General features: G+C 31.4%; 33 protein-coding genes and 2 tRNA genes. 16 read left to right on the top strand and 19 right to left on the bottom strand.

Annotation, left to right across the window (positions count from 1 at the left end; translation table 11 throughout):
- Positions 1–37 precede the first annotated feature (37 nt).
- Together BG20_RS00700 and BG20_RS00695 are read left to right on the top strand one after the other, a co-directional pair.
- Positions 38–1,126, top strand: a complete 1,089-nt coding sequence (locus tag BG20_RS00700) for a DegT/DnrJ/EryC1/StrS family aminotransferase (RefSeq protein WP_010189627.1) — start codon at positions 38–40, stop codon at positions 1,124–1,126.
- Complete coding sequence (locus BG20_RS00695) at positions 1,119–1,589, top strand: hypothetical protein (RefSeq protein WP_010189625.1); 471 nt, start codon at positions 1,119–1,121, stop codon at positions 1,587–1,589. The genes BG20_RS00700 and BG20_RS00695 overlap by 8 nt, the downstream gene beginning before the upstream one ends.
- Here BG20_RS00695 and BG20_RS00690 read toward each other — a convergent pair.
- The 3 genes from BG20_RS00690 to BG20_RS00680 all read right to left on the bottom strand — a co-directional run bounded on the left by BG20_RS00690 (position 1,586) and on the right by BG20_RS00680 (position 3,338).
- Complete coding sequence (locus tag BG20_RS00690; RefSeq protein WP_007402582.1) at positions 1,586–1,930, bottom strand: dUTPase; 345 nt, start codon at positions 1,928–1,930, stop codon at positions 1,586–1,588. The genes BG20_RS00695 and BG20_RS00690 overlap by 4 nt on opposite strands.
- Positions 1,931–1,991: 61 nt before the next feature.
- Positions 1,992–2,873 (bottom strand): PfkB family carbohydrate kinase, encoded by an 882-nt coding sequence (locus BG20_RS00685; RefSeq protein ID WP_010189623.1) that lies wholly within the window; start codon positions 2,871–2,873, stop codon positions 1,992–1,994.
- Positions 2,874–2,885: 12 nt separating this feature from the next.
- Complete coding sequence (locus tag BG20_RS00680) at positions 2,886–3,338, bottom strand: hypothetical protein (RefSeq protein ID WP_010189622.1); 453 nt, start codon at positions 3,336–3,338, stop codon at positions 2,886–2,888.
- Between the two features lie 134 nt (positions 3,339–3,472).
- Between BG20_RS00680 and BG20_RS00675 the strand changes: the two genes are divergently transcribed.
- Together BG20_RS00675 and BG20_RS12560 are read left to right on the top strand one after the other, a co-directional pair.
- On the top strand, positions 3,473–3,952 hold the full coding sequence (locus BG20_RS00675) for a hypothetical protein (protein WP_010189620.1): 480 nt from the start codon (positions 3,473–3,475) through the stop codon (positions 3,950–3,952).
- Between the two features lie 244 nt (positions 3,953–4,196).
- The gene (locus tag BG20_RS12560) at positions 4,197–4,352 is read left to right on the top strand and encodes a hypothetical protein (RefSeq protein WP_010189616.1); all 156 of its coding nucleotides are present in this window, start codon (positions 4,197–4,199) and stop codon (positions 4,350–4,352) included.
- A 32-nt stretch (positions 4,353–4,384) separates the two neighbouring features.
- Here BG20_RS12560 and BG20_RS00665 read toward each other — a convergent pair whose 3' ends face one another.
- Positions 4,385–5,383, bottom strand: a complete 999-nt coding sequence (locus BG20_RS00665) for a hypothetical protein (RefSeq protein WP_010189614.1) — start codon at positions 5,381–5,383, stop codon at positions 4,385–4,387.
- A gap of 19 nt (positions 5,384–5,402) precedes the next feature.
- Complete coding sequence (locus tag BG20_RS00660) at positions 5,403–5,858, bottom strand: peptidylprolyl isomerase (protein ID WP_010189611.1); 456 nt, start codon at positions 5,856–5,858, stop codon at positions 5,403–5,405.
- 247 nt (positions 5,859–6,105) lie between these two features.
- Here BG20_RS00660 and BG20_RS00655 point away from each other — a divergent pair, with 247 nt between their 5' ends.
- From BG20_RS00655 to BG20_RS00645, 3 genes are all read left to right on the top strand, one after another.
- Positions 6,106–6,327, top strand: a complete 222-nt coding sequence (locus BG20_RS00655; RefSeq protein WP_010189609.1) for a hypothetical protein — start codon at positions 6,106–6,108, stop codon at positions 6,325–6,327.
- Between the two features lie 84 nt (positions 6,328–6,411).
- Complete coding sequence (locus BG20_RS00650; RefSeq protein ID WP_010189607.1) at positions 6,412–6,897, top strand: hypothetical protein; 486 nt, start codon at positions 6,412–6,414, stop codon at positions 6,895–6,897.
- Between the two features lie 219 nt (positions 6,898–7,116).
- On the top strand, positions 7,117–7,566 hold the full coding sequence (locus BG20_RS00645) for a hypothetical protein (protein WP_238527422.1): 450 nt from the start codon (positions 7,117–7,119) through the stop codon (positions 7,564–7,566).
- Here BG20_RS00645 and BG20_RS00640 read toward each other — a convergent pair.
- From BG20_RS00640 to bluB, 3 genes are all read right to left on the bottom strand, one after another.
- On the bottom strand, positions 7,547–8,089 hold the full coding sequence (locus BG20_RS00640) for an NADPH-dependent FMN reductase (protein WP_010189603.1): 543 nt from the start codon (positions 8,087–8,089) through the stop codon (positions 7,547–7,549). The two genes, BG20_RS00645 and BG20_RS00640, sit on opposite strands and share 20 nt — an antisense overlap.
- Before the next feature lie 45 nt (positions 8,090–8,134).
- Positions 8,135–8,228: transfer RNA gene (locus BG20_RS12275), tRNA-Arg, on the bottom strand.
- 25 nt (positions 8,229–8,253) lie between these two features.
- A complete protein-coding gene (bluB, locus tag BG20_RS00635) occupies positions 8,254–8,964 on the bottom strand; it encodes a 5,6-dimethylbenzimidazole synthase (RefSeq protein WP_048096942.1) in 711 nt (236 codons plus the stop codon).
- Positions 8,965–9,047: 83 nt separating this feature from the next.
- On the opposite strand from bluB, the gene BG20_RS00630 reads away from it, so the two are divergent.
- Positions 9,048–9,121 (top strand) — tRNA-Val (locus tag BG20_RS00630).
- An 11-nt stretch (positions 9,122–9,132) separates the two neighbouring features.
- Here BG20_RS00630 and BG20_RS00625 read toward each other — a convergent pair.
- Entirely contained in the window at positions 9,133–9,645 is a 513-nt protein-coding gene (locus BG20_RS00625) for a hypothetical protein (RefSeq protein WP_010189601.1), read from the bottom strand.
- A gap of 63 nt (positions 9,646–9,708) precedes the next feature.
- Here BG20_RS00625 and BG20_RS00620 point away from each other — a divergent pair, with 63 nt between their 5' ends.
- Positions 9,709–10,206 carry a CopD family protein gene (locus BG20_RS00620; RefSeq protein ID WP_010189599.1) on the top strand — a complete coding sequence of 166 codons (498 nt, stop codon included), beginning with the start codon at positions 9,709–9,711 and terminating at the stop codon, positions 10,204–10,206.
- Here BG20_RS00620 and rtcA read toward each other — a convergent pair.
- A complete protein-coding gene (gene rtcA / locus BG20_RS00615) occupies positions 10,186–11,211 on the bottom strand; it encodes an RNA 3'-terminal phosphate cyclase (RefSeq protein ID WP_010189597.1) in 1,026 nt (341 codons plus the stop codon). The two genes, BG20_RS00620 and rtcA, sit on opposite strands and share 21 nt — an antisense overlap.
- A gap of 63 nt (positions 11,212–11,274) precedes the next feature.
- Between rtcA and BG20_RS00610 the strand changes: the two genes are divergently transcribed.
- Genes BG20_RS00610 through BG20_RS00600 form a run of 3 tightly spaced genes read left to right on the top strand, consistent with a single transcriptional unit; the run spans position 11,275 to position 13,746 of the window.
- Positions 11,275–11,769, top strand: a complete 495-nt coding sequence (locus BG20_RS00610) for a nicotinamide-nucleotide adenylyltransferase (protein ID WP_010189596.1) — start codon at positions 11,275–11,277, stop codon at positions 11,767–11,769.
- A gap of 42 nt (positions 11,770–11,811) precedes the next feature.
- Positions 11,812–12,957 carry a pyridoxal-phosphate-dependent aminotransferase family protein gene (locus BG20_RS00605; protein ID WP_048096933.1) on the top strand — a complete coding sequence of 382 codons (1,146 nt, stop codon included), beginning with the start codon at positions 11,812–11,814 and terminating at the stop codon, positions 12,955–12,957.
- Positions 12,958–12,999: 42 nt separating this feature from the next.
- Positions 13,000–13,746: a peptidylprolyl isomerase gene (locus BG20_RS00600; RefSeq protein ID WP_007402567.1), complete on the top strand. Its 747-nt coding sequence runs from the start codon at positions 13,000–13,002 to the stop codon at positions 13,744–13,746.
- 1 nt (position 13,747) lies between these two features.
- On the opposite strand, the gene BG20_RS00595 is transcribed toward BG20_RS00600, so the two are convergent.
- Positions 13,748–14,791: a sn-glycerol-1-phosphate dehydrogenase gene (locus tag BG20_RS00595; protein ID WP_193352993.1), complete on the bottom strand. Its 1,044-nt coding sequence runs from the start codon at positions 14,789–14,791 to the stop codon at positions 13,748–13,750.
- Between the two features lie 96 nt (positions 14,792–14,887).
- Between BG20_RS00595 and psmB the strand changes: the two genes are divergently transcribed.
- Together psmB and BG20_RS00585 are read left to right on the top strand one after the other, a co-directional pair.
- Positions 14,888–15,520: an archaeal proteasome endopeptidase complex subunit beta gene (gene psmB, locus BG20_RS00590; RefSeq protein WP_010189593.1), complete on the top strand. Its 633-nt coding sequence runs from the start codon at positions 14,888–14,890 to the stop codon at positions 15,518–15,520.
- Between the two features lie 7 nt (positions 15,521–15,527).
- Positions 15,528–17,465, top strand: coding sequence for a beta-CASP ribonuclease aCPSF1 (locus tag BG20_RS00585; protein WP_007402564.1), 1,938 nt, complete (start codon positions 15,528–15,530; stop codon positions 17,463–17,465).
- On the opposite strand, the gene sepF is transcribed toward BG20_RS00585, so the two are convergent.
- Both sepF and BG20_RS00575 read right to left on the bottom strand, forming a co-directional pair.
- Positions 17,457–17,735, bottom strand: coding sequence for a cell division protein SepF (gene sepF / locus BG20_RS00580; RefSeq protein ID WP_007402563.1), 279 nt, complete (start codon positions 17,733–17,735; stop codon positions 17,457–17,459). The genes BG20_RS00585 and sepF overlap by 9 nt on opposite strands.
- Before the next feature lie 72 nt (positions 17,736–17,807).
- Entirely contained in the window at positions 17,808–18,821 is a 1,014-nt protein-coding gene (locus tag BG20_RS00575; protein ID WP_048096940.1) for a DUF814 domain-containing protein, read from the bottom strand.
- 67 nt (positions 18,822–18,888) lie between these two features.
- On the opposite strand from BG20_RS00575, the gene BG20_RS12910 reads away from it, so the two are divergent.
- Together BG20_RS12910 and BG20_RS12905 are read left to right on the top strand one after the other, a co-directional pair.
- Complete coding sequence (locus tag BG20_RS12910; protein WP_238527420.1) at positions 18,889–19,302, top strand: aminopeptidase P family N-terminal domain-containing protein; 414 nt, start codon at positions 18,889–18,891, stop codon at positions 19,300–19,302.
- Between the two features lie 37 nt (positions 19,303–19,339).
- On the top strand, positions 19,340–19,954 hold the full coding sequence (locus BG20_RS12905) for a M24 family metallopeptidase (protein WP_238527419.1): 615 nt from the start codon (positions 19,340–19,342) through the stop codon (positions 19,952–19,954).
- Position 19,955: 1 nt separating this feature from the next.
- Here the strand turns inward: BG20_RS12905 and BG20_RS00565 are convergent, their stop codons facing one another.
- From BG20_RS00565 to panB, 6 genes are all read right to left on the bottom strand, one after another.
- On the bottom strand, positions 19,956–20,438 hold the full coding sequence (locus tag BG20_RS00565) for a hypothetical protein (RefSeq protein ID WP_010189587.1): 483 nt from the start codon (positions 20,436–20,438) through the stop codon (positions 19,956–19,958).
- A 19-nt stretch (positions 20,439–20,457) separates the two neighbouring features.
- Positions 20,458–20,940, bottom strand: a complete 483-nt coding sequence (locus BG20_RS12900) for a hypothetical protein (protein ID WP_238527418.1) — start codon at positions 20,938–20,940, stop codon at positions 20,458–20,460.
- The gene (locus BG20_RS12895) at positions 20,895–21,263 is read right to left on the bottom strand and encodes a class I SAM-dependent methyltransferase (RefSeq protein ID WP_238527417.1); all 369 of its coding nucleotides are present in this window, start codon (positions 21,261–21,263) and stop codon (positions 20,895–20,897) included. Before BG20_RS12895 ends, BG20_RS12900 begins: the two co-directional genes overlap by 46 nt.
- Before the next feature lie 232 nt (positions 21,264–21,495).
- On the bottom strand, positions 21,496–22,224 hold the full coding sequence (locus BG20_RS13935) for a phosphopantothenoylcysteine decarboxylase domain-containing protein (RefSeq protein ID WP_420805916.1): 729 nt from the start codon (positions 22,222–22,224) through the stop codon (positions 21,496–21,498).
- An 8-nt stretch (positions 22,225–22,232) separates the two neighbouring features.
- A complete protein-coding gene (locus tag BG20_RS13930; protein WP_420805915.1) occupies positions 22,233–22,745 on the bottom strand; it encodes a flavoprotein in 513 nt (170 codons plus the stop codon).
- Positions 22,746–23,573 (bottom strand): 3-methyl-2-oxobutanoate hydroxymethyltransferase, encoded by an 828-nt coding sequence (panB, locus tag BG20_RS00550; protein ID WP_010189585.1) that lies wholly within the window; start codon positions 23,571–23,573, stop codon positions 22,746–22,748.
- Positions 23,574–23,636: the final 63 nt, after the last annotated feature.

The raw sequence follows: 23,636 nt of genomic DNA, 5'->3' as shown, positions 1-23,636 counted from the left end.
CATGATATTTATAGACTAGTTTTTAGGAGAATATCTGTTGAAAATCGCAATAAATGTTCCATTTGTAGGCAAGGAGGAAATTAGCGCAGTTACTTCAATTCTAAAAAATGGGACACTTACATCTGCAGCTAGTAAGGGAGGAAAACACGTACAATTATTTGAAAAATCAGCATCATTTTTTATAAAATCAAAATATGTGGTCGCTGTAAATTCTGGAACTGCAGCTTTGCAAGCTGCGCTTTATGCCTTAGATATCAAACAAGGTGATGAAGTACTAGTTCCATCATTTACCTTTGTTGCAACAGCTAATTCAGTTGTATCCACTGGAGCAAAACCTGTCTTTGTAGATGTACTAAAAGAAAATTATACAATGGATCCTGATGATCTACAAAAAAAGATTACAAAAAAGACTAAAGCAATAATACCTGTCCACCTCTATGGAAATGTAGCTTTTATTGATAGAATTTCAGAAATTGCTAAAAAACACAATTTACCAATTATAGAAGATGCTGCTCAATCATTAGGTTCTACATACAAAGGAAAACACGCTGGAACTTTTTCTGAACTAGGTTGTTGGAGCATGTACCCTGCAAAAGTAATGACTTCTGGAGAAGGAGGATTTGTTGCCACAAACAATAAAAAATTATACGATAAGCTTCTGATGATTAGAAATCATGGAATGGTTCATGGATATGATACTAAAATTTTTGGATTAAATCTTAGATTACCTGAAATCAGTGCTGCCATAGGAACAATACAAATGAAAAAACTCCCTGATTTCCTTAAAATAAGAGAAAAAAATGCAAAGCACCTATCACAACTAATTTCTGATTTAGACATCATCCTTCCTCAACAACGTAAAAATGAAAAAGTTAATTGGTATCTTTACACAATTGCAGCTTCAAAAAGAAACAATATTCTAAAAAAACTAAATTCTAAAGGTGTTGGTGCTGCATCCTACTATCCTATACCTGTTCATAAAACACCATTTTATCAACAAAAAATTAAACTTCCAATCACAGAGTGGGCATCTGCTCATGTTTTATCACTTCCAATTCACCCTAAAGTCACTTCAAAAAATATTGAATTAATCGCAAAAACCCTTCGTGATACAGTAAATGAATAGCCTAGGCAATGTGATTGGAGAATTATGCAAAGTAATACTTCCTATTCCTGAAGAAGCCTACTTAGGCAATGCTGATTCATCAATAGCCGTTTGTACTCTTTCAAGCATAAATTTACTAAAACAAATTTCAAATTCTGACCTTTTGAATCATGTTGGAATAGCGGGACGTCTGTTTTCTGAGAATAAAGGAATCGATTCACTAATTAGATATATTAACCAAAATAAAAAAATTAAAACTATACTAGTTTGTGGTAAGGAAGTTTGGGGTCATAAGGCAGGTCACTCTTTATTTGAATTACATAAAAATGGAATTGATAATCGTGGAAGAATAATTAATTCTACTAGTCCAGATCCATTTCTTACTGTAACTAAATCAGAAATAATTTATTTCCAGAATGAAATTACTCTAGTTAATTTAATTAATGAAATAAACTTTGAAACAATTAAAAAATCTATAATCTAATATCCATTTCTTTGTCTTTCTCGATTGATCTCATTTTTCTTTTTGTATTCTTCAAGAATATCATCAGGAGTCAAATTCAGCTCTAATGATGCTTGTACTACAAAATGCCATATGTCTATCAACTCTTCTCTTGCTTCTGAAACATTAAATGGAACTGGAGTTTTCCACCACTTCCAATTTGTAGTTCTTTGCAACTCTACAGCTTCATGCATAATAGCAGTAGATAATGCAGAAATACGTCCCTCGGAATCTTTTGGATATCTATCAAGTTTCATCATCTCTGATAATCCTTTTTGTAGTTTGAAAATTTCATCTAAACGATCTTCATTTTTTTCAGACATATCTTACAAATATTCAACTCATCTACAGAAATAATCAAACTTAAATCTTTTTAGAAACGAATCATCTTTTCATATAACTTGATTCGTTTTGTAATGTCTGTTTTTTAATTTGAAGTAATCCATCTAATCCATATTTTTCTACAGCAAATGATCCTAATACATTACCATAAACTACAGCTTTTTTGATCTCTGCTGAATTGATAGAATTTTTACTAGCTAAATACCCTATCATAGCACCTGCAAATGAATCTCCAGCACCCGTAGGGTCTACTACATCTTCTAATGAGAATCCAACACATGGAAATATCACATCATCAAAAAACATCAACGAACCGTGCTCACCTTTTTTAATAATAACATATTTTGCTCCCCATTCCATTATCTTTTTAGCACATTTGATTAAATTGAATTCTTTTGTAAGTAACTTGGCTTCTTCATCGTTTATTACAACTGCATCTACAGCCTTGATCATTTTAATTACAGATTCACGTTTTGTAGATATCCAAAATTCAATTGTGTCACACATTGAAAATTTTACTTTATCAAATTCTTTAATTAATGCAGAATTTTGATCAGGATCATTATTAGCTAAATACACAAACTGTGATTTTTTATATTCTTCAGGAACTGTAGGTTTGAAATCTGCAAGCACATTAAGCTCTGTTTTCAAAGTTTCTCTTGTGCTTAGAGTTTTATCGTAACTTCCATCATAACGAAAAGTTTTCCCTTCTTTAATCGTTAATCCCTTCAAATCAAGATATTTTGATAAAATTTGATGATATTCTTTTGGAAAATCTTTTCCTACAACAGCAATCAATCCAGTATCTACAAAGTTACTTGCTGATATGGCTGCAAAGGTTGCAGCTCCTCCTAAAACATCTTTTAGAGTTTTTTTTGGAGTTCTTATAGTATCTAAAGCAGTAGAACCAAAAACAGTTAACATTCTTTGGAAAAATTAATTTTTACTTATAAATTCTCTTGCTTGTTCTTCTGTTGGATAATATACAAAAGGAACATCAATTGATGTAAAAATCATATCATATTTTGTTACTCCACTAATCTTTACTGTTGCTCCTTCTTGTGATTCAATACTAGAATCTCTTAGATATGTTCCATTTACTGTAGTTGTTCCAAGTGCTGGTAGTACAAATGAATCTAAATCCCCTTTTCCAATCATTTCATTATTTGCAGTTACAAAAAATTCTGTTTTGCCTGCAGTTAGTACCAATAAAGAAGGATTACTGAATTTTACCTCAACTGCATGAGTTGAACCTCTTTCACTCTCATCAATAAGATGACTTTGTGTAATTGTTACGCCTATTTGTGAAGCTAATACATACTGAGAATATCCAAAAATACCTAAAATGATAATTGAGATTATGATTATTACCTTTCTTTTGGGGCTCATACCACGTGATATTTCGAAATTGCTTTTTAACTAAATAGGAAAAAAATCCAATTTATGTGTGTAAAATTTTTGATCTAATCTTAAAGCTCATTAGAGCTAGCAGAATAAATCAAAATCATTCGATTTATTGGTAGATGGCTAGAATAAAGATCAAACTAGGTGAGAACGAAATTGAGGTTGACTCTAGAGATTTCTATATAGATAATCAAACTTTGGGTGAAATTATTACAAATATATCAAATTACATAAATGAAAATCAGGCAAAAATTGTCTATGAAAATAATGTTGAAGAAATTACACCTTCAAATGATTCCATTCAATCTAATCAATATGGTTTAGAATATTTGGATGACGCAGAAACATATGAACCAGAATTTAATGAACCAAAATCAATTGGTGCCAATGAAATTAAATCAAAACTAAGAATTTTAGAAACCAGTAGATTCTTTGATTCTCCAAGAACAGTGACTGAAACTGTTCAACAACTACGAGAATATGGATGGAGTGCTAGTCCACTAGATGTGTCAAAGGCTCTTGCAAAAATGGCTTCTAATAAAGAAATTTTAAAAAATTTATCTGAAAATAGAGTACATTATTTTATACAAATGCATTAATCTCTAACTAATTTTATACTTACATTTCTCACAACTATCAAAAATTTCTCCATCCAAATGATCAAAATGTGTATTACATTGATTACATGTATGATGCATATCGAAATACCCATCACTTTCAATTTTACCTATTCTGTTTGATTCAAGATTTGTACTCTTACAATTAATGCAGTGACATCCACATTCAATTTTCATAATTTTATCTCCAATAATGTATGTATAGTTGTTTTACATATACTAATCATTGGGGAAAAAACGTGAAATCCCACTTGAGATAGATGATCATTTTAAACTGTTTGGGAAAGAGCCTTGGGAAGTAGATTATGGAGAGAAATGTGCTATCTGTAATGTTAGAATTGATGAGTATGGATTTTGTTCTTGTGGTTCAGGTGGAGAATAATCTTATTAATTATTTAGATAAAAATTTTAAATTTAATTTTCTAATTTGTTATCATTTAACTCAGTAGATGATGCTGATTTCTTTTTCTTCATAATAATTATTGCAGCTGCGAATCCAATTGCTATGATAATTCCAATAATAACATAGACACTAGTATTTTGAAATCCAGTATTATTATTTTGGTTTACATTTGAAGAATCATCTTGTGTTGTAGGTTTTTGCATTCCAATATCTGTAGTACTTGTAATTGAAATGTCACCAGAATTATCTGGTCTCATATTAAGCCAAACATGTGTTCCATTATTGATATATTCACTAAAAGCTATTTTTTTATCTCCAAGAAATACGTTATATGGGCCTGATAATAATTCTTGAGGAATTACTAGTGTTACAATTTGTTTATCACCACTAACTTGAAAGTTTATCCTTTTTGTATTTTGATCAAAATTAAATTTATTAATCTCAGCAAATGTTCCAATTTCAATTACAAATTTTTTGTTATCTACTTGAACATTTTTTAATATTTTTGGCATATTGATAGAATATTCTAACAACATTTGACAACCATGACATGTAATTCCAAGTTTTTCATCTAATTTTACTGGTCTGTTATTTGTAAATATCAAATCAGCTTCTTCAGGAAGTATGAAAGAAGTAGTTTGAAGATATTTAAAATCCCAAGTTAGCATATTATTTTTCAAAAACAATACATTTCCAAGATCATATTCTATAATTGTTTGATTTTGTGATGGGAAAACTATGATACTCCCACCACTATCTCCAAATTGCATTTCATTTCCTAATTTATCTAAAACTTTTAGGTTTGTTCTTTCACCATCAATCAAATTTACTTGTTTAGGCGTAGTTGATGAAGTAATTACATGTTTTACATGAATCTCGTTTGATGAATTAATTACAACTTGAACTGATTTTTGTTCAGCCTTCTCACCCATTGATATTTGTGCATATACAGTTGGAATTCCTATGATAAATAATAAAATCATAAAAAAAGCAATGTGCTTTAAATTCATTTATTCCACTTTGATTGAATCATTTTTGCTTCATCAAGAGGCAATCATTGCGATCTCTTGGTAGATTTACAATTTTATCTGCAACATCCATTCCTTCTGTTACTTCTCCAAATACTGTGTATTGTCTATCAAGAAATGTGCTATCTGTTGTAACTATGAAGAATTGTGAACCTGCACTGTTTGGATCTTGTGCTCTAGCCATAGAAACAATGCCACGATGATGTGATCTTGAACTAAATTCTGCTTTGATTGTATGACCTGGTCCTCCCATACCCCATGTACTCTTATTTGCAGTTTTTGTATTAGGATCTCCTCCCTGAATCATAAATCCTGGAATTACTCTATGGAATAATGTCCCGTTGTAGAATCCATCCTTAGCTAATTTTTCAAAGTTTCTTACAGTTTCTGGCGCCAAATCAGGAAGTAACTTAAATACAATTGTTCCTAAATTAGTTTCAATAATTGCAGTACTCAATAGGTGTAATTTACCGTTATATCATAAGAGTCTTTTTGTAATGAATGATTTCAAATTTATTTAATAATTAATTATAATTTGAAAAATTCGTAATGACCAGTACGTTTTTCGCTAATAAAATATTTTTTAAAATACTCAATAATATTTTTGTTCAAAATTATTTTATAAGTATTAATAGTTTAATCAAAAAATAATCTATCTGTAAAAAGTTATAGTCTTATATAGAACAACTAAAATTTAGAATTCGTTGAATCGTACAAACCAAAGCACGATCATTAAAGAAGCGATTAATTCTTATCTTGACAAAGGGGTAACTGACAAGCAGGATATCTATACAAAAGTCGTAGATGAACTTGGTGTTCCAAGACCTACTGTTAGAAGGGTTGCAAGAGATTTGAGAACTGAATTACTGCAAAAAATCCAAATCCTACAATCAGACATGCCTAAAACATCTACTGACGACGAATAAACTAGACTCTTTTTTTCTTTTTACTTAATGTCAATTTTTGATATCAGCATTACTGTTATAAACAATGAATTTTCCTCATAATTTATGGGGTATCTTGGAAACCATTTAGCAACAGTGGTTACTGGAGTCTTTGCAGCAGTCCTTACAGGACTATGGCCTTACTTTGTTGATTTTGCACCAATCCTAAACTTTGTATTCCTTATGGCAGTACCAATAACTTGGTTTCTTACATTCACCTGTTGGATTTCTCAAAAAAGTACTGACTACATGCATAAACATGAAACTCACATGAGTCATAACGAAAAAAAAAGCTTGAGTAATGCACAAACTACTCAAATTTATGCATCAGGAGAAAATCAAGTAAGTCTAACTGAAATTAAAGCAGCACAAAATGAGTTATCTGGAGAATTAAGTAAACTCAAAGAATCTGTTAAACTAAAAGATAGTGAAATTGAAAGATTAAATCAAGAGATTTCAAATCTTCAAACTCTAGTTCAAATTGAATCATTAAAAACTGAACTTGCTAATCTTAAGATGTTGGCATCTGAACGTAAATCAAAAAACAAATAGAATTAATCCTTGCAGTGACAGCAAACTATGCCGTGATTATTTTTACATCCTGGACAGCTTTCCGCACCCCCATAATGGCATTTACATGAGCACAATTCTGTTGGATCTTTATTCATCGCCATTAGTATGATTCCTACGTTATGTTAATATTTCACTTTTTTAGTTTTAAGCTGAATGAATCAGAACAAGTCTTTTAAACTAAATAACCAATTTACTTTATTGACTAAAAATACTATGTTTGCATTCATTGTAGCATCTGTATTGTTTAGTACTGTAATGTTTAATTCAAATTCGTTTGCTGAACCAGCTGAATCTCAAACAATAATCACACCAATTAACAATTCTATTGGAATTGAAAAGACAACTATGCAGATGTTTATTTCTAAAGATAACAAATTGCCATGGGGATTTGTTGAAGGAAAAATTTCAAATCATGTTGAAGGTTATCCTGTAATTATTCAAATTTATGATAATGATGAACTCATTGCAGGAAATAATGTTGGTGCAGTACAATTTGCACAAATTCCAGTAAATGAAGATGGTTCATATGAATACAAATTTAGAGTTCTTGATTCTAATTCTGGAAAAATAATGCATATTTTTGATGGTAGTTATACAGTTAAAGTCTTCAAGGTAGTATATCTAAATCCTAACCTTGTTGTAATTTAGAAGCCATTTTCAAAGTTTCATCTACTAAATCACTTAATCTTTTCTTATCTTCATCCTTCGAAATAGTATTTTCTGATATTGATTCTGTAGTAAGAAACACTGCTTTAGGATTTGTTATTACTCTGAAATATGATAGTAATTGAGTAATCAACGTCTGAACATCGATAAATCCCATATTCCCTGAAGCCAAAATTACCATTCCGGCTACTTTCCCTTCAGTTTTTTTATAATTTACATACTCAAACAAATTTTTTAATGCCGAACTAAAAAATGAATTGTAAATTGGTGAGCCAATTAACCAAACATCAGCATCCATGATGTCGTTTGCTGCTGCTTTTGTATATTCATTGTATTCTTCTTCTGGTCCTCTATAACATTCAATTTTTCCATCTGCAAGATTAATTAATTTTGTATCTGTATTTTTTGATTTTGCATACTCAAAAACATATTTCATTAATATCTGAGTATTGCCATTTTTTCTTGGACTAGCTGAAATTATGACAACTTTCACATCTTTGCTCATTTATCTTTGTATTTAAATTACAACAAAATTTTTTCAAAAAGAAAACGGGCTTGGAGGGCTTCGATCCCTCGACCTGTAACTTAGGAGGCTACTGCGCTATCCAAGCTTCGCGTCTAAAATGACTCTGCGCCACAAGCCCAGCAAAAAAAATTACTTGTAATTATTTAAGCGTAGTCAAGATTTTCTTTTATCATTTCTTGAATTTGATTCCACTCTACATTCTTGGTATCTTGCCATTTCTCAAAATATACTACTTCCTTAAGATCTAGTCTTGGAAGCCATCCTGCAGTTTCTAGATCAGGTTTTTGTGCAAATTCATCAACATATCCTAAACAGAGATATGCTATTGGTACAACATGTTCTGGTAATTCTAAAACTTCTTTCAATATATCATTTGAAAGAATACTTACCCAACCAAGTCCAACTCCCTCTGTTCTTGCAGCAAGCCACAAATTTTGAATAGCACAACATACACTGTATAATCCTGCTTCAGGTATACTTGATCTACCAATCACAAACGGTCCAAACTTTGAAGGATCATAAGTGACACATAGATTTACTGGAGATTCTAAAATACCTTCGAGTTTAAATGAAAGATATTTTGATCTTTTTGGCTCTTCAACTAATTTTGATGAACGATTCTTTTCTTCTTCAAATGAATCCTTGATCTTCTTTTTTGTGGTGATATTTTTTATTAAAATAAAATTCCATGGCTGAGAGAAACCAACAGACGGTGCATGATGTGCAGCATTCAAAATTCTTGCTATAACATCATCTTTGATAATTCTTGAGGTAAAATGAGATCTAACGTCTCTTCTTGAGTATATTGCCTTGTAGAAGGCTTTTTTTTCCTCGTCTGTAAATTCTTCTGTCAACTCTAAGATGTTTTTCTTCTTTTTATTCAATCCTTTCTTTTGTTAAACGTTAATAATGCCTGCACCTAAGATTTTACTTCAATGGGCCGGTAGTCTAGCCGGTTAGGATACTGCCCCGACATGGCAGTGATCGTGAGTTCGAATCTCACTCGGCCCACTTTTTTTAATTTAAGTAGAAGTCTTGAATTCTTTTTCAATCATGCTCCAGGAAGTTTCTGTAGTTATAACTCCCTCAGCAGTAAAACTTGTGATATTACCATCTAAAATTGCTTGATATGTTTCTGAATTAACATTGGATTTATTTAAGACAAATATGTTTTTCAGAGGAATTTCAGCTTCTGAATAAAATACAGCCCGACCAGGCATTGAAACATCTTCAGTGGAATATTGACCTGAACCAAGTAATTGACCATCTGCAAAAAGTTTGTAACCAATAAGTGGAACTGTAAATGTTTTCTCGCTTGGATTCTTTACAAGAAAAGTAACTTGTAATTTTGCAGTATTTTCAATTTTATTTACATCTAAAATCTCAACATTAGATAATTTAATTTCAACTTGTTCAAGTTCTGGATTATCCAAGCTTGCATACCACACAATAACACCCATTAATGCAAACATTCCAACAATTGCACCATATACTACCATTTTATTTTGTAATCCCAACTCAATAACATTCATCATGAACAACTAAAAAACGTTGTCAAGATCCAAATACATAATATTTGATTTGAAATATGAAATATTATGACTCCATTAGAACAAGCAATAATTTTATGGATTCATCTTCTTGCTGCAGCTATTTGGGTAGGTGGCTCACTTTTCATTGGAATTGTTTTCTCACCTCTTCTCAAATCAATGTATGGCACTATTGAAGAGAGATTACAAATTATGATCAAAGTTGGTAAAAGATTTAACAAAATTGCAGTTCCATCATTAATAATTCTTATTGGTACTGGCTTATACAATTCACATTTACTTTTGAGTAAACCTGATTTGTTAATGGCTACAAGCTATGGTCATTTTCTTGTAATTAAGATAATCTTAGTTATTGCATTAATAATTACATATGTTATACATGTTAGAATAATCAGAAAAGATGTTGAAGAAAAAATTATGTCAAAACAAATGTCTCCTCAACAAATCCAAAAGTTAAGAAAAAAAATAATAATTCTTGGAGAAATTACAGTTGTTTTATCTGTAGCAATCCTGTTTTTCGCATCTTTACTTGATGCTGGTGTTTGATACACCTTCTATTCTGACTTCAAAACCGTTACTTAACTTACCTACACCATATTTACATCCAGTAATTTTTGAGGTTACAAACAAATTTGTTTCCAAATGTTTTGAAATATTACCTACTCTAAAGATTGTTATTTTATTAGCAAGACTTGCTGGTAAAACAAGCATATCTGCAAGACGCTCATCTACTCCAAGATTGTTTTCCATGAAACTCTGTAATTCTAAATTAAATCTTTCAGTTTTTTTATCAAAAATTGAATCAATACCAATAATTGATTCTTGATCAGCACTGAAGATCAATAAAGTTGCTCCAGAATCAATAGTGTTTTCTTCATTAATTTGAGATTTTACAATAAATTTTTTTTCAGTTAATTGTTTAACAATACCTTCAATATTTTTTTTAATTAATTCACTTGGTAAATTGGAAAATGAACAAATCAGATTTACATTTTTTGTTTTTCTTTCAATTAATGAAATTGCATTTACATTAGATGGTTCAACAGACAGTTCTATTTGTCCACCACCTTTAGGATAATAGCCACGTTTGATTAACTTAATTGAAAAATTAATTCCCATTCTTGAATATGCCTCTCTTAAGACATATTGAGTATAATCAATTGTTGGACTCCATAGTGCGTCTGTACCTCCTTTGATTGTCAAGTTTAATTTTTCTTTACAGATTCCTACCGCTGGAATCAATACTTGTGATATTAAAGATATACTACCTGCAGTTCCAACATCTTCAATCAAATTACAACTTTTTACATTACCTGGAGTAAACTTCAAACTAGTTGATCCTATTTTAGCTCCTTCAACTTCTGCATTACAAATTTTTTGAAGAATTTTAATTGCTGTAAGATGCTGTGCTTTTAATCCCGGAATTTTTCTATTTTTTCTAATATTTTCTATCATGATGGGTTTTTTCGTTATACAGGATAGTGTTATTGCTGTACGAATTATTTGTCCACCACCCTCACCAAATTCTCCATCAATTCTTAGAAAATTCATCTGATTTTACTCAGTTGCAGCGCTTTATGATAGTTTTTTAAAATGAAGTCTGTTGATATCTTTATGGATGGACTACTCATAGGAAGATTTCAACCATTTCACTTAGGTCATCTTTCTGCCTTACGTTTTGCATTGACTAAAGTTGATAAATTATGGATAGGTTTAGGTAGCTCCAACAAACCTTTACAAAAAAACAACCCATTTTCAGCTGAAGAAAGAAAAGAAATGATTCTTGCTTCAATTGATCAATCTATGAAGCAAAGAATTCAAATCTATTTTATCCCAGATCTAGAAAATCACATTAAATGGATTGATCTAATAGATACACTTGTTCCAAAATTTGATGTGGTTTTTACTAATGATGATTTAACAAAACACCTCTATTCAAAACGTAATGTTACTGTAATGTCAATACCATTTTTTAAAAGAGATGCTCTTTCTGGAACAAATATTCGAGATATGATAATTAGCGATCAGAAATGGGAGGAACTTGTACCTGAAGGAACAAAAATTTTTTTGAATAAAACTAGTGCTAAGCAGCGTTTGAAAAATCTCTAATTATAAATAAACCCATGAAAAAGTTACGGTGGAGAGAAAAAATTGGAATATTTATCAATGCTTCCAGGTCCTACAAATGTACCTAATAGAGTTATGAGAGCAATGCTTGCTCCTATTATTAATCACAGAAGTGATGATTTTGTTGAATTATACACAGATGTAGTTGATAAAACACAACAAGTTTTTCAAACAAAAAATGACATTGTAGCATTATCTGCATCTGGAACTGGAGCAGTTGAAGCAAGTGTAATTAACATTGTAAAAAAAGGTGATAAAATCATAATTCCTGTTAATGGAGAATTTAGTGGAAGACTTGCAGAATTAATCGAAGCTCAAGGAGCTCATGTAGTAAAACTTCAAACTCCACCAGGACAAAATGCAACTTTTGATCAAGTCAAAGAAGCATTTGATAACAATAAAGATGTAAAAGCATTCTATGTAGTACACAACGAAACCTCTACAGGAACTATGGTAAATTATCTAGATAGAATCTCAGATTTAACATCACGTAATGATTCAATGTATATTGTAGATTCAGTTTCCATTCTTGGAGGTGTTAACCTTCCTGTTGACAAATGGAATATTGACGTATGTATGACAGGAGCACAAAAAGCAATTGCAGCTCCACCCGGAATATCTCCTATCTCTGTTAGTCCCAAAGCTAAAAAATACATGATTGCAAATCCTCCACCAACAATGTACTTCAATTTAGCAAGATATTTCAAATATTATGAAGAATCGAAACATACTCCATTTACACCGGCATTACCTTTGCTTTATGCATACAGAGAAGCATTGTCTATAATGTTAGAAGAAGGACTTGAACATGTATTCAAGCGTCATAAAGTTTGTTCTGATGCGCTCTATTCTAGTTTAAGCGCAATTGGTCTTACACCATTTGCAAAACAAGAAGATCGTTCTATTTCAATTATAGCATTAAATTACTTGGATGGATTAGAAGATAAAATTTTCAGAGATACATTAGCTGATAAATTCAAAGTGTTAGTAGCTGGTGGATTTGGAAATCTAAAAGGTAAAGTATTCCGAGTTGGATGTATGGGAGAAGTTAACAAATATCATGTTATGAGAACAGTATCTGCTATTTCATCAACATTAGCTATGATGGGATACAAAACAGATGCTCAAGCAGGTCTCAAAACAGCAGAAGAAAAACTCAAAGCTCTATAATTGCATGTTAACTTAATATAAGGAAATTCGAGACCGATCACATTGACTTTCAACAAAGGTTCATTGATACTAATAGATTATACTGCAAAAGTTAAAGATACTAGTGAGGTTTTTGATACCACAATTGAAGAAGATGCAAAAAAACATTCTATTCATGAATCTAATGTAAAATACCAACCAAAACTGGTTTCAATCGGTGAAGTCTCCTATCCTGTTCTAAAAGGATTGGATGAAGCATTATCTAAAACAGCTGTTGGGGATAAACTTACAATTGAAGTTACACCAGACAAAGGATTTGGAGAAAGAGATGCTGGAAAAGTTAGAATGATTCCTATTAGAAAACTTGGAGAAGATGCAGAAAAGGTTTCAGTAGGTGATACAATTGAAGTTGACAATAAAAGAGGAATTATAAGATTTATTGGTTCAGGAAGAGTACAAATCGATTACAATCACCGATATGCAGGTAAAACAATTCTCTACGATGTTAATGTTGTAAAATCACTTGATTCTCCAAATGATAAGGTAGACGGAATTCTAAAAAATAGATTACCTCTAGAAGATTCTAAAATTACTTTTGAATTAAAGGATAAAGAAGTAAACATTACAATTCCTGAAGAAATACTCCGAGCCGATGGACTACAAATAATGAAGCATTTTATTCAATTAGATATTTTTAAGTTTGTTCCATCTTTAGAGAAAGTCAACTTTATTGAAACACATCTGAATAAAACTCAAGCAAAGAAGACTGAAACAAAAGAAGAAAAAAAACCTGAACCTAAAACAGCCTAAATCAAATCACATTTGTAATCTTTGCAAGATTCAAAGCCTTTTTCTCTGTCATATCAATTTCTTTTAGAATGGTATACCTTTCAGGTCTTAATTCCTGTGCAATCATTAGGGCATTAACAATTTCATCTGATTTCAAATTGACTTGTTTAGCTGTTGTAGGTGCTCCAACATCTTTCAAAGTTTTAGCAATTTTTTTCCAGTCTTGACCTTGTAGCTTTGCCATCATAATAGATCCAATCCCACATTTTTCTCCATGTAGTCCTCTTCCAGGCGCAATCTTATCTAATGCATGCGAAAAAAGATGCTCTGCTCCAGAACAAGGTCTACTACTGCCTGCTATACAAGATGCAACTCCTGCACTAATCAACGCTTCAACAATTATTCTGACATCTAGTCCGTTCTTGGCATATTGACTGGAATTCTCCATAACTATTTTTGCACTCATTAAAGCCAAATCTGCTGAATATCTACCGTAATATTCACCCGTTTTTTCATGTCCTAACTGCCAATCTTTTACTGCAATGATATTGGCAATCAAATCTCCACAACCACTTGCTAAAAGCTTAGCAGGTGCTTTTCGTATAATGTCAATATCAACAAATACACCTAATGGCGCTGATGCAACAATTGAATGTGGTTTATCACTAACCACAGAAACAAATGGACTTGCCATTCCATCATGTGATGCAGCAGTAGGTACACTCACAAATGGTTTGCCAAGATTATATGCAATCATTTTTGCAGTATCTACAGATCTCCCACCACCAATACCTACAATTAGATGACTTCCATCTTTTTTTACATTCTTTTGAATCTGATTAATAGCTGAAATTGTATTGTCTCCAGACATATGCCAAACAAATTTTATTCTATTAGATTTTAGTGAATTTTCAATTTTTTTCTTAACTATCTTAGTTACATTAACTCCACTGATTAACGAAACACTTTTTGATTTATTGAGTGAATTTACAAACTTGCCAAAATCCCCTATGTTTCTCTCTCCAATCTCAATGAGCCTAGGTAACTCCATTGTATGCGATTGCATATGATCATGACTTTTTTGTCATTATTTATCATTTCAATAGAACAAAAAGTTATTTAAAAGGGTCAAAGCATTTGAAATTATCTTAATAGGTGTATTTTGTCAAATAACGTTGAAGAAAAAATTCTGCATGGGACTACCACTGTAGGTATCAAGGCTAAAGACGGTGTTGTATTATGTGCTGACATGAGAGCTAGTGCTGGATATTTTATTGCTAATAATAACACCATGAAAATTCAAAAAATTGATGAACATGCAGGCTTGACTTTGGCTGGTGGAGTGGCTGATGCACAAAATATTGTAGATATTCTTCGTTATCATTCAAATCTTCATAGAGTAGAAAAACAAGGGCCGATCTCAATTCATTCATTAGCACGACTTTGTTCTTTAATATTTCATCAAAATCGTGGTTATCCGTTTATGGCAGATATTCTTGTTGGTGGTTATGATGCTAATGGACCTGCATTATTTAACATCGACATGTTTGGTTCAGTTGAAAAAAAATCTTATGTGACAACAGGTAGCGGTTCTCCTGTTGCATATGGCTTGTTAGAAGAAGAGTATAGACCTGATCTAACAGTTGAAGAAGCAAAAAAAATAGCTCTAAGAGCAGTCAAAGCCGCAATAGTTAGAAACATTGGTACTGGCGACGGAATAAACATCGCAGTTATGGATAAAGATGGATTCCGTCTATTGACTGATGAACAAAAAAAATCAGTCATCGAACTTTAGTGATTTAATGCAAAGAAAACAGCAACAAAAAGAATTACCTCCTAGCCAAAATATGATGGCCACCATACTGCAAAGTATACCCAAAGAAGCTAAGGTAACAAAAATAGAATATGAAGGACCAAGAATTGCTTTGTATACAAATTCACCACGTTATCTCATGGAAAACAATGAAACAATTTCAAATTTAGTCAATATTATCAAAAAAAGAATTGTTGTAAGGACTGATGAATCAATTAGAAAATCAGAAGAAGATGCTAGAAAAATTCTTGCAGAATGTATTCCAAAAGAAGCAAATTTCCAAGGTGCATTTTTTGATACTGCCACTGGTGAAGTCTCAATTGAAGCTAAGCGACCTTGGTTATTACAAAGAGATGCAAAAGAATTCAATCATGCTGAAATAACTGAAAAAATAGGTTGGAAATTACGAATTAGAAAGGCTACCACTATACCATCACGTACTATTCAAACAATCAATGCAAATCTCAAACTAACGTCTGCTGAACGAAGTAAGCAGTTCAAGCAAATTGGTGATGAAATATTTAGACCTAGATTAGCCCAAAAATCTGAAGTATCTCTCATTACTCTTGGTGGATTTAGTCAAGTAGGAAGATCCTGCATGTTGTTATCTACCCCTGAAAGCAAAATCTTGGTAGATTGTGGAATTAATCCTGGAGCAAAACACCCTATGGACTCATTTCCTAGATTGGATTTTCTTGATATTACATTAGATGAGCTTGATGCAGTAGTAATTGGGCATGCCCATCTGGATCATACTGGTTTTTTGCCTGCATTATGTAAATTTGGCTATAAAGGACCAATCTATTGTACTGAACCAACACTTCCTATGATGAATTTAATTCAATTAGATGCAATCAAAGTTGCCTCTGCACAAGGTAGAACACCAATGTACGCAGAACGAGATGTAAAACAAATCATGAAGCAAGCAATTACTCTGCCATATAGTACCGTCACCGATATCTCACCTGATATTAAACTGGTTTTTGCAAATGCCGGACATATTTTGGGCTCTGCATTATGTCATTTCCATATTGGAAACGGCGATCATAATTTTGTTTATTCTGGTGATATTAAATTTGGAAAAAGTATTTTGTTTGAAGCAGCAAGCTGGAATTTTCCTAGAGTGGAAACTTTGTTAATTGAAAGTACATACGGAGCAAAAGAAGACATTCAACCAACTCGACAAGAAGTAGAATCTGCTTTCATTAATGCAGTAAACAATACTCTTGCAGATGGAGGTAAAGTTCTAATCCCAATTCCTGCAGTTGGTCGTGCCCAAGAAATTATGATGGTAATTGATCATTATATGAAATCCGGTGAAATGGTTGAAGCCCCCGTTTTTACAGAAGGCATGATTTCTGAAGCTTCTGCGATCCATGAAGCATACCCTGAATATCTTGCTAGGGAATTAAAACAAAAAATATTGGAAACAGATGATAATCCATTTGATTCTGAATACTTTACAAATATTGAACATGCTGATGCTCGAGAAGAACCAATGCGAGATAACTCACCTTGTATAATTTTGGCAACATCTGGAATGTTAGAAGGTGGTCCAGTTTTAGAATACTTCAAAAACATCGCACCTGATAAAAAGAACAAAGTACTATTTGTTTCATATCAGGTTAATGGAACTATGGGAAGGAGAGTTTTAGATGGTTCAAAACAGGTTACTATGCTTGGTAAAGAAGGAAAAGTGGAGGTTGTAACAATAAACTGCAGTGTTGAAAAATTAGATGGATTTAGTGGTCATAGTGATTATAATCAACTAATGTCTTTTGTACAAAGGCTTAGACCAAAACTTCGAAGAGTGCTCGTAAATCACGGTGAACGAAGAAAATCAGAAAACTTGGCAATGAATATTAGAAGAATGTTTAGAGTTCCTGCTCACTATCCTCAAGTTCAAGAAGCAATAAAATTATTTTAAATCGTATTCTGGTTTCCAGATTTTGATACTTGGTGGGGCAACAATAATTCTTTCCTCACCTAATCTTGCAATATCTGCACCTTCAGCTTTTGCGATAGAATACAATTCTTCAACAACTTTTCTAAGTTGCTCCACATCTTTTTGAGCCAAAGGAGTTACTCTAAGAATTAAAATCATCTCTTTTTTGATGTCTTCTTTTATAGAATGAACATCACTGATGTCTCGTATAGTTATCGCTTTCAAATACGTGGGATTTTCTTGTTTTTGCATCCTTGAGTAAAATGCGATCTACTCCTTCAAAAACTCTTCCTTAGTTTTAACTAATTTTAAATTTTTTTGTGCCTAAATTCTAAATTTAATGTAAGATTCTTCTTCAACAGACTGTGTGATGATTTCTTCTTTTACATTATTCTTGTTGATGATGACTGATGCTTGTTCTCCTTTTGGTGCATCTGAATATCTTAAGGTTACAGCTGACACAAGTTTTTCATACTCTTCAGTATCTTTTCCACGAAGAATTGAAACAGGTCCCATATGATCACGAGCTTGAAATAAAACATCACCAGGTAATGCAATTGCTTTTATCATTTCATTTTCATCTTTATTTCTTCCAACAACAAATTTAGTTTGTTCATCTAATCTAAAATGTCTTCCAATTTTCAATAAATCAATATCATTTATCGTAGGTGTTTCAGTATGTGAAAACAAATCTTTTGCACGTAATCCAAATGTTGGATCAGTCAACAAACATCCACCACCCGCATTAGGTGGATTTTCAATTCCATATTTTTTTGCCATCTCTAATTGAGCTCTTCTAGTTCTACCTCTGATCATTCCAAGATTCTCTCTTTTGATCAATCCATTTTTTTCAGGATCTGTTTCTGGAAGTAATGCTGCAGATAATGGTCTAACTATTTTTCCAACAAGCCCTGAATCTTTTTCTATAGTTCTTAATGAAGGGGCATGTTGACTCATTGGTCTTTGTCCTAACACTTCTCCTGAAATTATAAACTCAGCTCCAATCTCCTCCATGTGTTTTTTTGCAGCATTAAACATCATAGTTCTACAATCAACACATGGATTAAATCCAGCACCAATGCCGTGCTTTGGATGTTTTAACATCTCAATGTATTCATCACCAAGATAAACTGTTTTTAAATTAACATTAAGATCATCTGCCTTCTCTCTGATCTCAAAACCACAACCTCTACCACAATCAAAATCACAAAAAGGAGTTTTAATTGCAACGGCTGACACCTCAAATCCTTGCTCTTGCATCATTCTTACTGCAAGTTGACTATCTAATCCACCAGATAATAGAGCAACTACTTTCTTTTTTTCTTCAGTCACGATCATAAAAATTAAAATCCAATATACAAACTTTGCATCATACATAAATTGAGAAACGTTATGATATTTTTTTGTGAAAGAACGAAGAAAAAATCTTCTAAAATTTGCTCAAGAGTTCAATTGTGATACATTAGTTACATTTGAGCCTGAAAATTTATTTTACATGACTGGATTCTGGGGTGAAGCTATTGGAATATTAGAAAAGGGAGGTAATACTACTATAATTGCTCCAGAACTAGAAGTGGGCCGTGTCAAAGAAGAATCCGAAAATTGTGATGTAGTTACAGCAGAACGAGGAATTGGTTTGATTTCCTCATTGACTTCAAAAATCAAAAATAAGAAAGTATGTACTGACTGCCAAAATTATTCTATAATGACATCACTCAAAAAATCTATTCCTTCAATTAAATCATCTACAGAACCATTTTACAATTCTCGTATAGTAAAAGATGAAAAAGAAATCACTGTTTTAAAAAAAAGCTTCTAAAATTATTGATGAGATGTTTGAAATATGTGTTAAAAAAATGAATATAGGCCAAAAAGAATCTGAATTACAAACAATATTGATGTCATTTGCAATAGGACAAGGTATGTTTGATACCGGATACAAGTCAACTCTTAATCCATTAATCATAGCTGGAGGACCAAATGGATCATTACCACATGCACAAGTTACTAATAGAAAATTCAAAAAAGGTGATCTTGTAGTTGTTGATCTTACATTAAGATACAAAGGATATGTATCAGATGCAACTAGAACATTTGCAATTGGGCAAATATCTGTTGAACAAAAACAGGTTTATCAAATTGTAAAAGATTCACAAAAACTAGGATTAGAATCTGTTAAACCAAATGTAGATTGTAAAGATGTTGATACTGCATGTAGAAAATACATTGAAGAGAATAATTTTGGAAAATATTTTATTCATTCAACAGGTCACGGTATTGGATTAGAAGTTCATGAACTACCAACTGTGTCATATAGAAGCGATACAAAACTAAAAGAAAATATGGCTATTACTGTAGAACCTGGAATTTACATTCCAAATAAATTTGGAGTAAGGATTGAAGATTCACTTATTGTAAAAAACAAACCAATAATTTTACACAAGTTTACAAAAGATCTAATTACTATTTGATTTAATCATAATAGTTTACAAGATCAATAATGTGTTTTGCATTTGGATTTTTAGGTTTAATTTCTTGTGTAACAGGATTAAAATCCCAAGCATATTCCTTTACTCCTTTATATGATTCAAAAGTTAAAATTACTTCATACATATTTTCTATGCTAGAAACATCAAGATTCACTTTTGTCTTCTTATCTTTGTAAATTTTTTCATTAGGATAATCTGTAGCTATTTGCTCTGATATGGCGTCTATTACTGTCAATCCTTTTTTATTTGGACCATTATACGACATTATAGTTTCAACAATTTGTTTTTGATCATCTGTTAAATTATTTGGAAAACTACTATGCAAATCCCCTTTTGTTAATTCTGGAATAACAAAAACTACAAGCAAAGCAATTATTCCTAAATAAATCGGTGCTCTCTTTTTTAGAAATACTTTAAAATCTGACTTTTTTGGTTGCTTCTCTTCTTTTTTATTGTCTTTTTTCAATTTTGTATCTTACCATCTCTTAGTATTTTGCAGTTAAAATTAAAACTTGCCAAGGAAATACAATATCCCCATTTTTTTTAGTATAGGGAATGGTGTTTTGTTTTATTGCATGTTTCAATTCTTTTCTTTTAGAAATATCAAGTGAATTTAATTTTTCTTTGAGTGGTTTGGCTATGTATTTTATATAATTTTTCCAATAATCTTCAAATTTTCCTGGACTATAATTAAAAGTAAAATCTTTTATTGATATTTTTGAGAATCCTGCTTTTCTAATTTCATTGTGTAATGCAAGTTTTGTTCCAAATCTATCCATGTCAGGAGAGCCAGGAGGTACATAATCTGGAATAAATTCTGTGACAGCATCAGAGATATTACTAAAAAATGGTACTTTGTCTTTATGTCCGTGCACTGAAACTCCAAGTGTTCCTGTTTTCTTGAGACTATTTCGCATATTTTTTAATGCTTTTTGTGCATTAGGAAAAAAAACAAAGCATACTGACATGTTATAATATCAAATTCATGATAAAAATTAAATTTTTCAGCATCTATATTTATAAAATTTAAATTTGATTTTACTCCATTCCATTTTTTAGCAATTTTAATTGCAGTGATTGATGCGTCTGCACCTACTACGTATCCTTTAGCCCCAACTTTATCTCTAATTTTTTTTGTAACAACTCCAGTACCACATGCAAGATCTAAAACACTATCTCCATTGTTAACATTAACTAGCTCAACTAATTTTGAGGTACTCTGAAATGGACCTTGATTAGCACTTGCCCATCTCTTATGATATCTTGGTGCTATCTCATTCCAAATTTTCATATTTCTTTGTTTATACTCAAAATGATTCAATTTTGTCAACTCTACGTAATTTTATGATATATTTTATGTAATCTTTTTCAAATCAGATTGAATTGTTCTACCTGTTTCATGAAAATATCGTTGTTCAATTTTTTTAGTTTTTCTATATGATTTTTATTTTGAATTTTTTCTTTTAATTTCTGTATATTCTACAACAAGTTTTCTAATTTCAGATTTCTTCAATTTGAACTCTTTAATTTTTTTCGATCTCTTTTCTAATTATTTTAGCAATTTTTTCTTTTTTTACCCATCCTGAAGAAATTACACTATTTGAATCAATAATTAATATCTCATTATTATCTGGATTTTTTTTATATTTTATAGAACCTATATCATTTGCAATGATCATATCCGCATTAGATTCTATAATTTTTTTCTTAGCTAATTTGATTAAATTATTTTTTGAAATATTTGCTTCTGCTTTAAAGCCAACTAAAAAAACATCTTTTTGATATTTTTTAATCTGATCAATAGTTTTAGGTACTTTTTTGAGGCTAATTTTGATTTTATTCCTAGAACTTTTTATTTTATTTTTGCTAGGTTTTTCTGGTGTGTAATCTGATATTGCTGCCGCCATTATTACTATGTCAAATTTTTTATTCATTTCTTTTTTAACAACATTAAACATTTCTTCACTTGTAGAAATTTTGATAATTTTTGCACCCTTTGGTGGTTTTTCAATTCCTGGACCATAAACTAAAGTAACTTTAGCACCCGAAGAAATCAATTCTGATGCTAATAACACTCCTGTTTTTCCTGAGCTCTGATTTGTAATTACACGAATTGGATCAATATATTCAATTGTTGGTCCTGCAGTAATTAACACTTTTTTATTTTTTAAAATAGATGAAAATCCAAATCTTTTCAGTACATAATCTAAAACATCTTCTGGTTCTGATGCTTTTGCTTTACCTTCAATCATTTGAGGCGTTAAAAATTCAATTTTATTTTTAAAAAATTAATATTCTTTTTAACAGCAGCATTATCGTACATAGATGCGTGCATAGCAGGACACATTAAAATTGGAATTTTTGAACCAAATCCAACTGTAAGAATTGTTGATATTGGTGTATCGTCAATACCGTTGGCTAATTTCCCAAGTGTATTTGCAGTAGCAGGATAAACTATGATCAAGTCTGATTTATTATAATCTGCTAATCTGATGTGCTCTAAATCTCCAGTTAATTTTGTTATTACTTTATTCCCAGTTGCCCATTTGAAATAATCTGGTTGGACTAATTTTGTAACTGCATTACTTGTCACACAAGTTACATCTGCACCATGTCTCATTAGTAATCTAGCTAATTCAATTGCTTTGTATGCTGCAACACTCCCTGCAATACAAAGTACAATTTTTTTCTCAGTTAATTCTACACCATAAGAACCCACAATATCTAATGTGGGATGATTCTTTTCCTCAATACTTTTGTTTTTTAGTGTCATTCAATTTCGTAATTTTGTCAATTCATCATTATCCATCGAAAACCAGTTTTCTTGTGCAGGAAATACGCCTGATTCAACATCCTTTTTGTAGTTTTCAAGTGCTTTTAGAATATCATCATTCAAATTCAAATATCTTTTAGCAAATTTTGGTTTAATTTTCTCAAACATGCCTAACAAATCTTGAACTACTAATATTTGACCATCACAACCAACACCTGAACCAATTCCAATTGTAGGTATACTAACGGTTTCAGAAATCATTTGTGCAACTTCATGACTTACCATCTCTAATACGATACTAAATGCACCTGCTTCTTCAATTTCTTTTGCATCTTGAATTAATTTAATTGCAGAATCTTTTGTTTTTCCTTGTACTTTGTAACCTTGTGATAACATTGTTGTTTGTGGTTGTAATCCAATATGTCCCATTACTGGAATTCCAATATCTACTATTGCACTAATTGTCTTTACCATGGAATTACCTCCTTCAAGTTTTACTGCATCAGCTCCTGACTTGATTAACATTCCAGAATTTTTAATTGCATCCTCAATACTTGCTTGATAGGACATAAATGGTAAATCTGCAACTAATAATGCATTGTTTCTTGCTCTACTAACTGCCTCTGTAAACATACACATTTGTTCCATTGTAACAGGTATAGTATTTTCATATCCAAGCATTACCATTCCAGCGCTGTCTCCTACAAGTAGTATGTCTATTCCAGCTTTATCACACAATGATCCAAGTGTATAGTCATAGCTTGTAATTGCTGATATTTTTTGCCCATCTTTTTTCTTTTTAATTATATCGTAAACTGATTTATGCAATATGTAGCCTCCTTGTTAGATTGTCTCTTATTTCAATAATGTTATCTGAAAGATTTTTTTTGT

This window comes from Candidatus Nitrosarchaeum limnium BG20 (genome assembly GCF_000241145.1).
GTDB lineage: Archaea > Thermoproteota > Nitrososphaeria > Nitrososphaerales > Nitrosopumilaceae > Nitrosarchaeum > Nitrosarchaeum limnae.
This window is presented reverse-complemented; position numbering and strand designations above follow the sequence as displayed.

Coding starts and splice junctions, on each gene's coding strand:
- BG20_RS00610 (WP_010189596.1), top strand. CDS start 11,275: ATGGATGGACTACTCATAGGAAGATTTCAACCATTTCACTTAGGTCAT.
- BG20_RS00595 (WP_193352993.1), bottom strand. CDS start 14,791: ATGCAATCGCATACAATGGAGTTACCTAGGCTCATTGAGATTGGAGAG.
- BG20_RS12905 (WP_238527419.1), top strand. CDS start 19,340: ATGAATATAGGCCAAAAAGAATCTGAATTACAAACAATATTGATGTCA.
- BG20_RS00650 (WP_010189607.1), top strand. CDS start 6,412: ATGGGGTATCTTGGAAACCATTTAGCAACAGTGGTTACTGGAGTCTTT.
- BG20_RS00640 (WP_010189603.1), bottom strand. CDS start 8,089: ATGAGCAAAGATGTGAAAGTTGTCATAATTTCAGCTAGTCCAAGAAAA.
- BG20_RS00585 (WP_007402564.1), top strand. CDS start 15,528: ATGCAAAGAAAACAGCAACAAAAAGAATTACCTCCTAGCCAAAATATG.
- BG20_RS00695 (WP_010189625.1), top strand. CDS start 1,119: ATGAATAGCCTAGGCAATGTGATTGGAGAATTATGCAAAGTAATACTT.
- sepF (WP_007402563.1), bottom strand. CDS start 17,735: ATGCAAAAACAAGAAAATCCCACGTATTTGAAAGCGATAACTATACGA.
- BG20_RS00620 (WP_010189599.1), top strand. CDS start 9,709: ATGACTCCATTAGAACAAGCAATAATTTTATGGATTCATCTTCTTGCT.
- BG20_RS13930 (WP_420805915.1), bottom strand. CDS start 22,745: ATGACACTAAAAAACAAAAGTATTGAGGAAAAGAATCATCCCACATTA.
- BG20_RS00665 (WP_010189614.1), bottom strand. CDS start 5,383: ATGAATTTAAAGCACATTGCTTTTTTTATGATTTTATTATTTATCATA.
- BG20_RS00675 (WP_010189620.1), top strand. CDS start 3,473: ATGGCTAGAATAAAGATCAAACTAGGTGAGAACGAAATTGAGGTTGAC.
- BG20_RS12895 (WP_238527417.1), bottom strand. CDS start 21,263: ATGAAAATTTGGAATGAGATAGCACCAAGATATCATAAGAGATGGGCA.
- BG20_RS00685 (WP_010189623.1), bottom strand. CDS start 2,873: ATGTTAACTGTTTTTGGTTCTACTGCTTTAGATACTATAAGAACTCCA.
- BG20_RS00575 (WP_048096940.1), bottom strand. CDS start 18,821: ATGATCGTGACTGAAGAAAAAAAGAAAGTAGTTGCTCTATTATCTGGT.
- rtcA (WP_010189597.1), bottom strand. CDS start 11,211: ATGAATTTTCTAAGAATTGATGGAGAATTTGGTGAGGGTGGTGGACAA.
- BG20_RS12900 (WP_238527418.1), bottom strand. CDS start 20,940: ATGTCAGTATGCTTTGTTTTTTTTCCTAATGCACAAAAAGCATTAAAA.
- BG20_RS13935 (WP_420805916.1), bottom strand. CDS start 22,224: ATGATTGAAGGTAAAGCAAAAGCATCAGAACCAGAAGATGTTTTAGAT.
- BG20_RS00690 (WP_007402582.1), bottom strand. CDS start 1,930: ATGTCTGAAAAAAATGAAGATCGTTTAGATGAAATTTTCAAACTACAA.
- BG20_RS00625 (WP_010189601.1), bottom strand. CDS start 9,645: ATGATGAATGTTATTGAGTTGGGATTACAAAATAAAATGGTAGTATAT.
- BG20_RS00680 (WP_010189622.1), bottom strand. CDS start 3,338: ATGAGCCCCAAAAGAAAGGTAATAATCATAATCTCAATTATCATTTTA.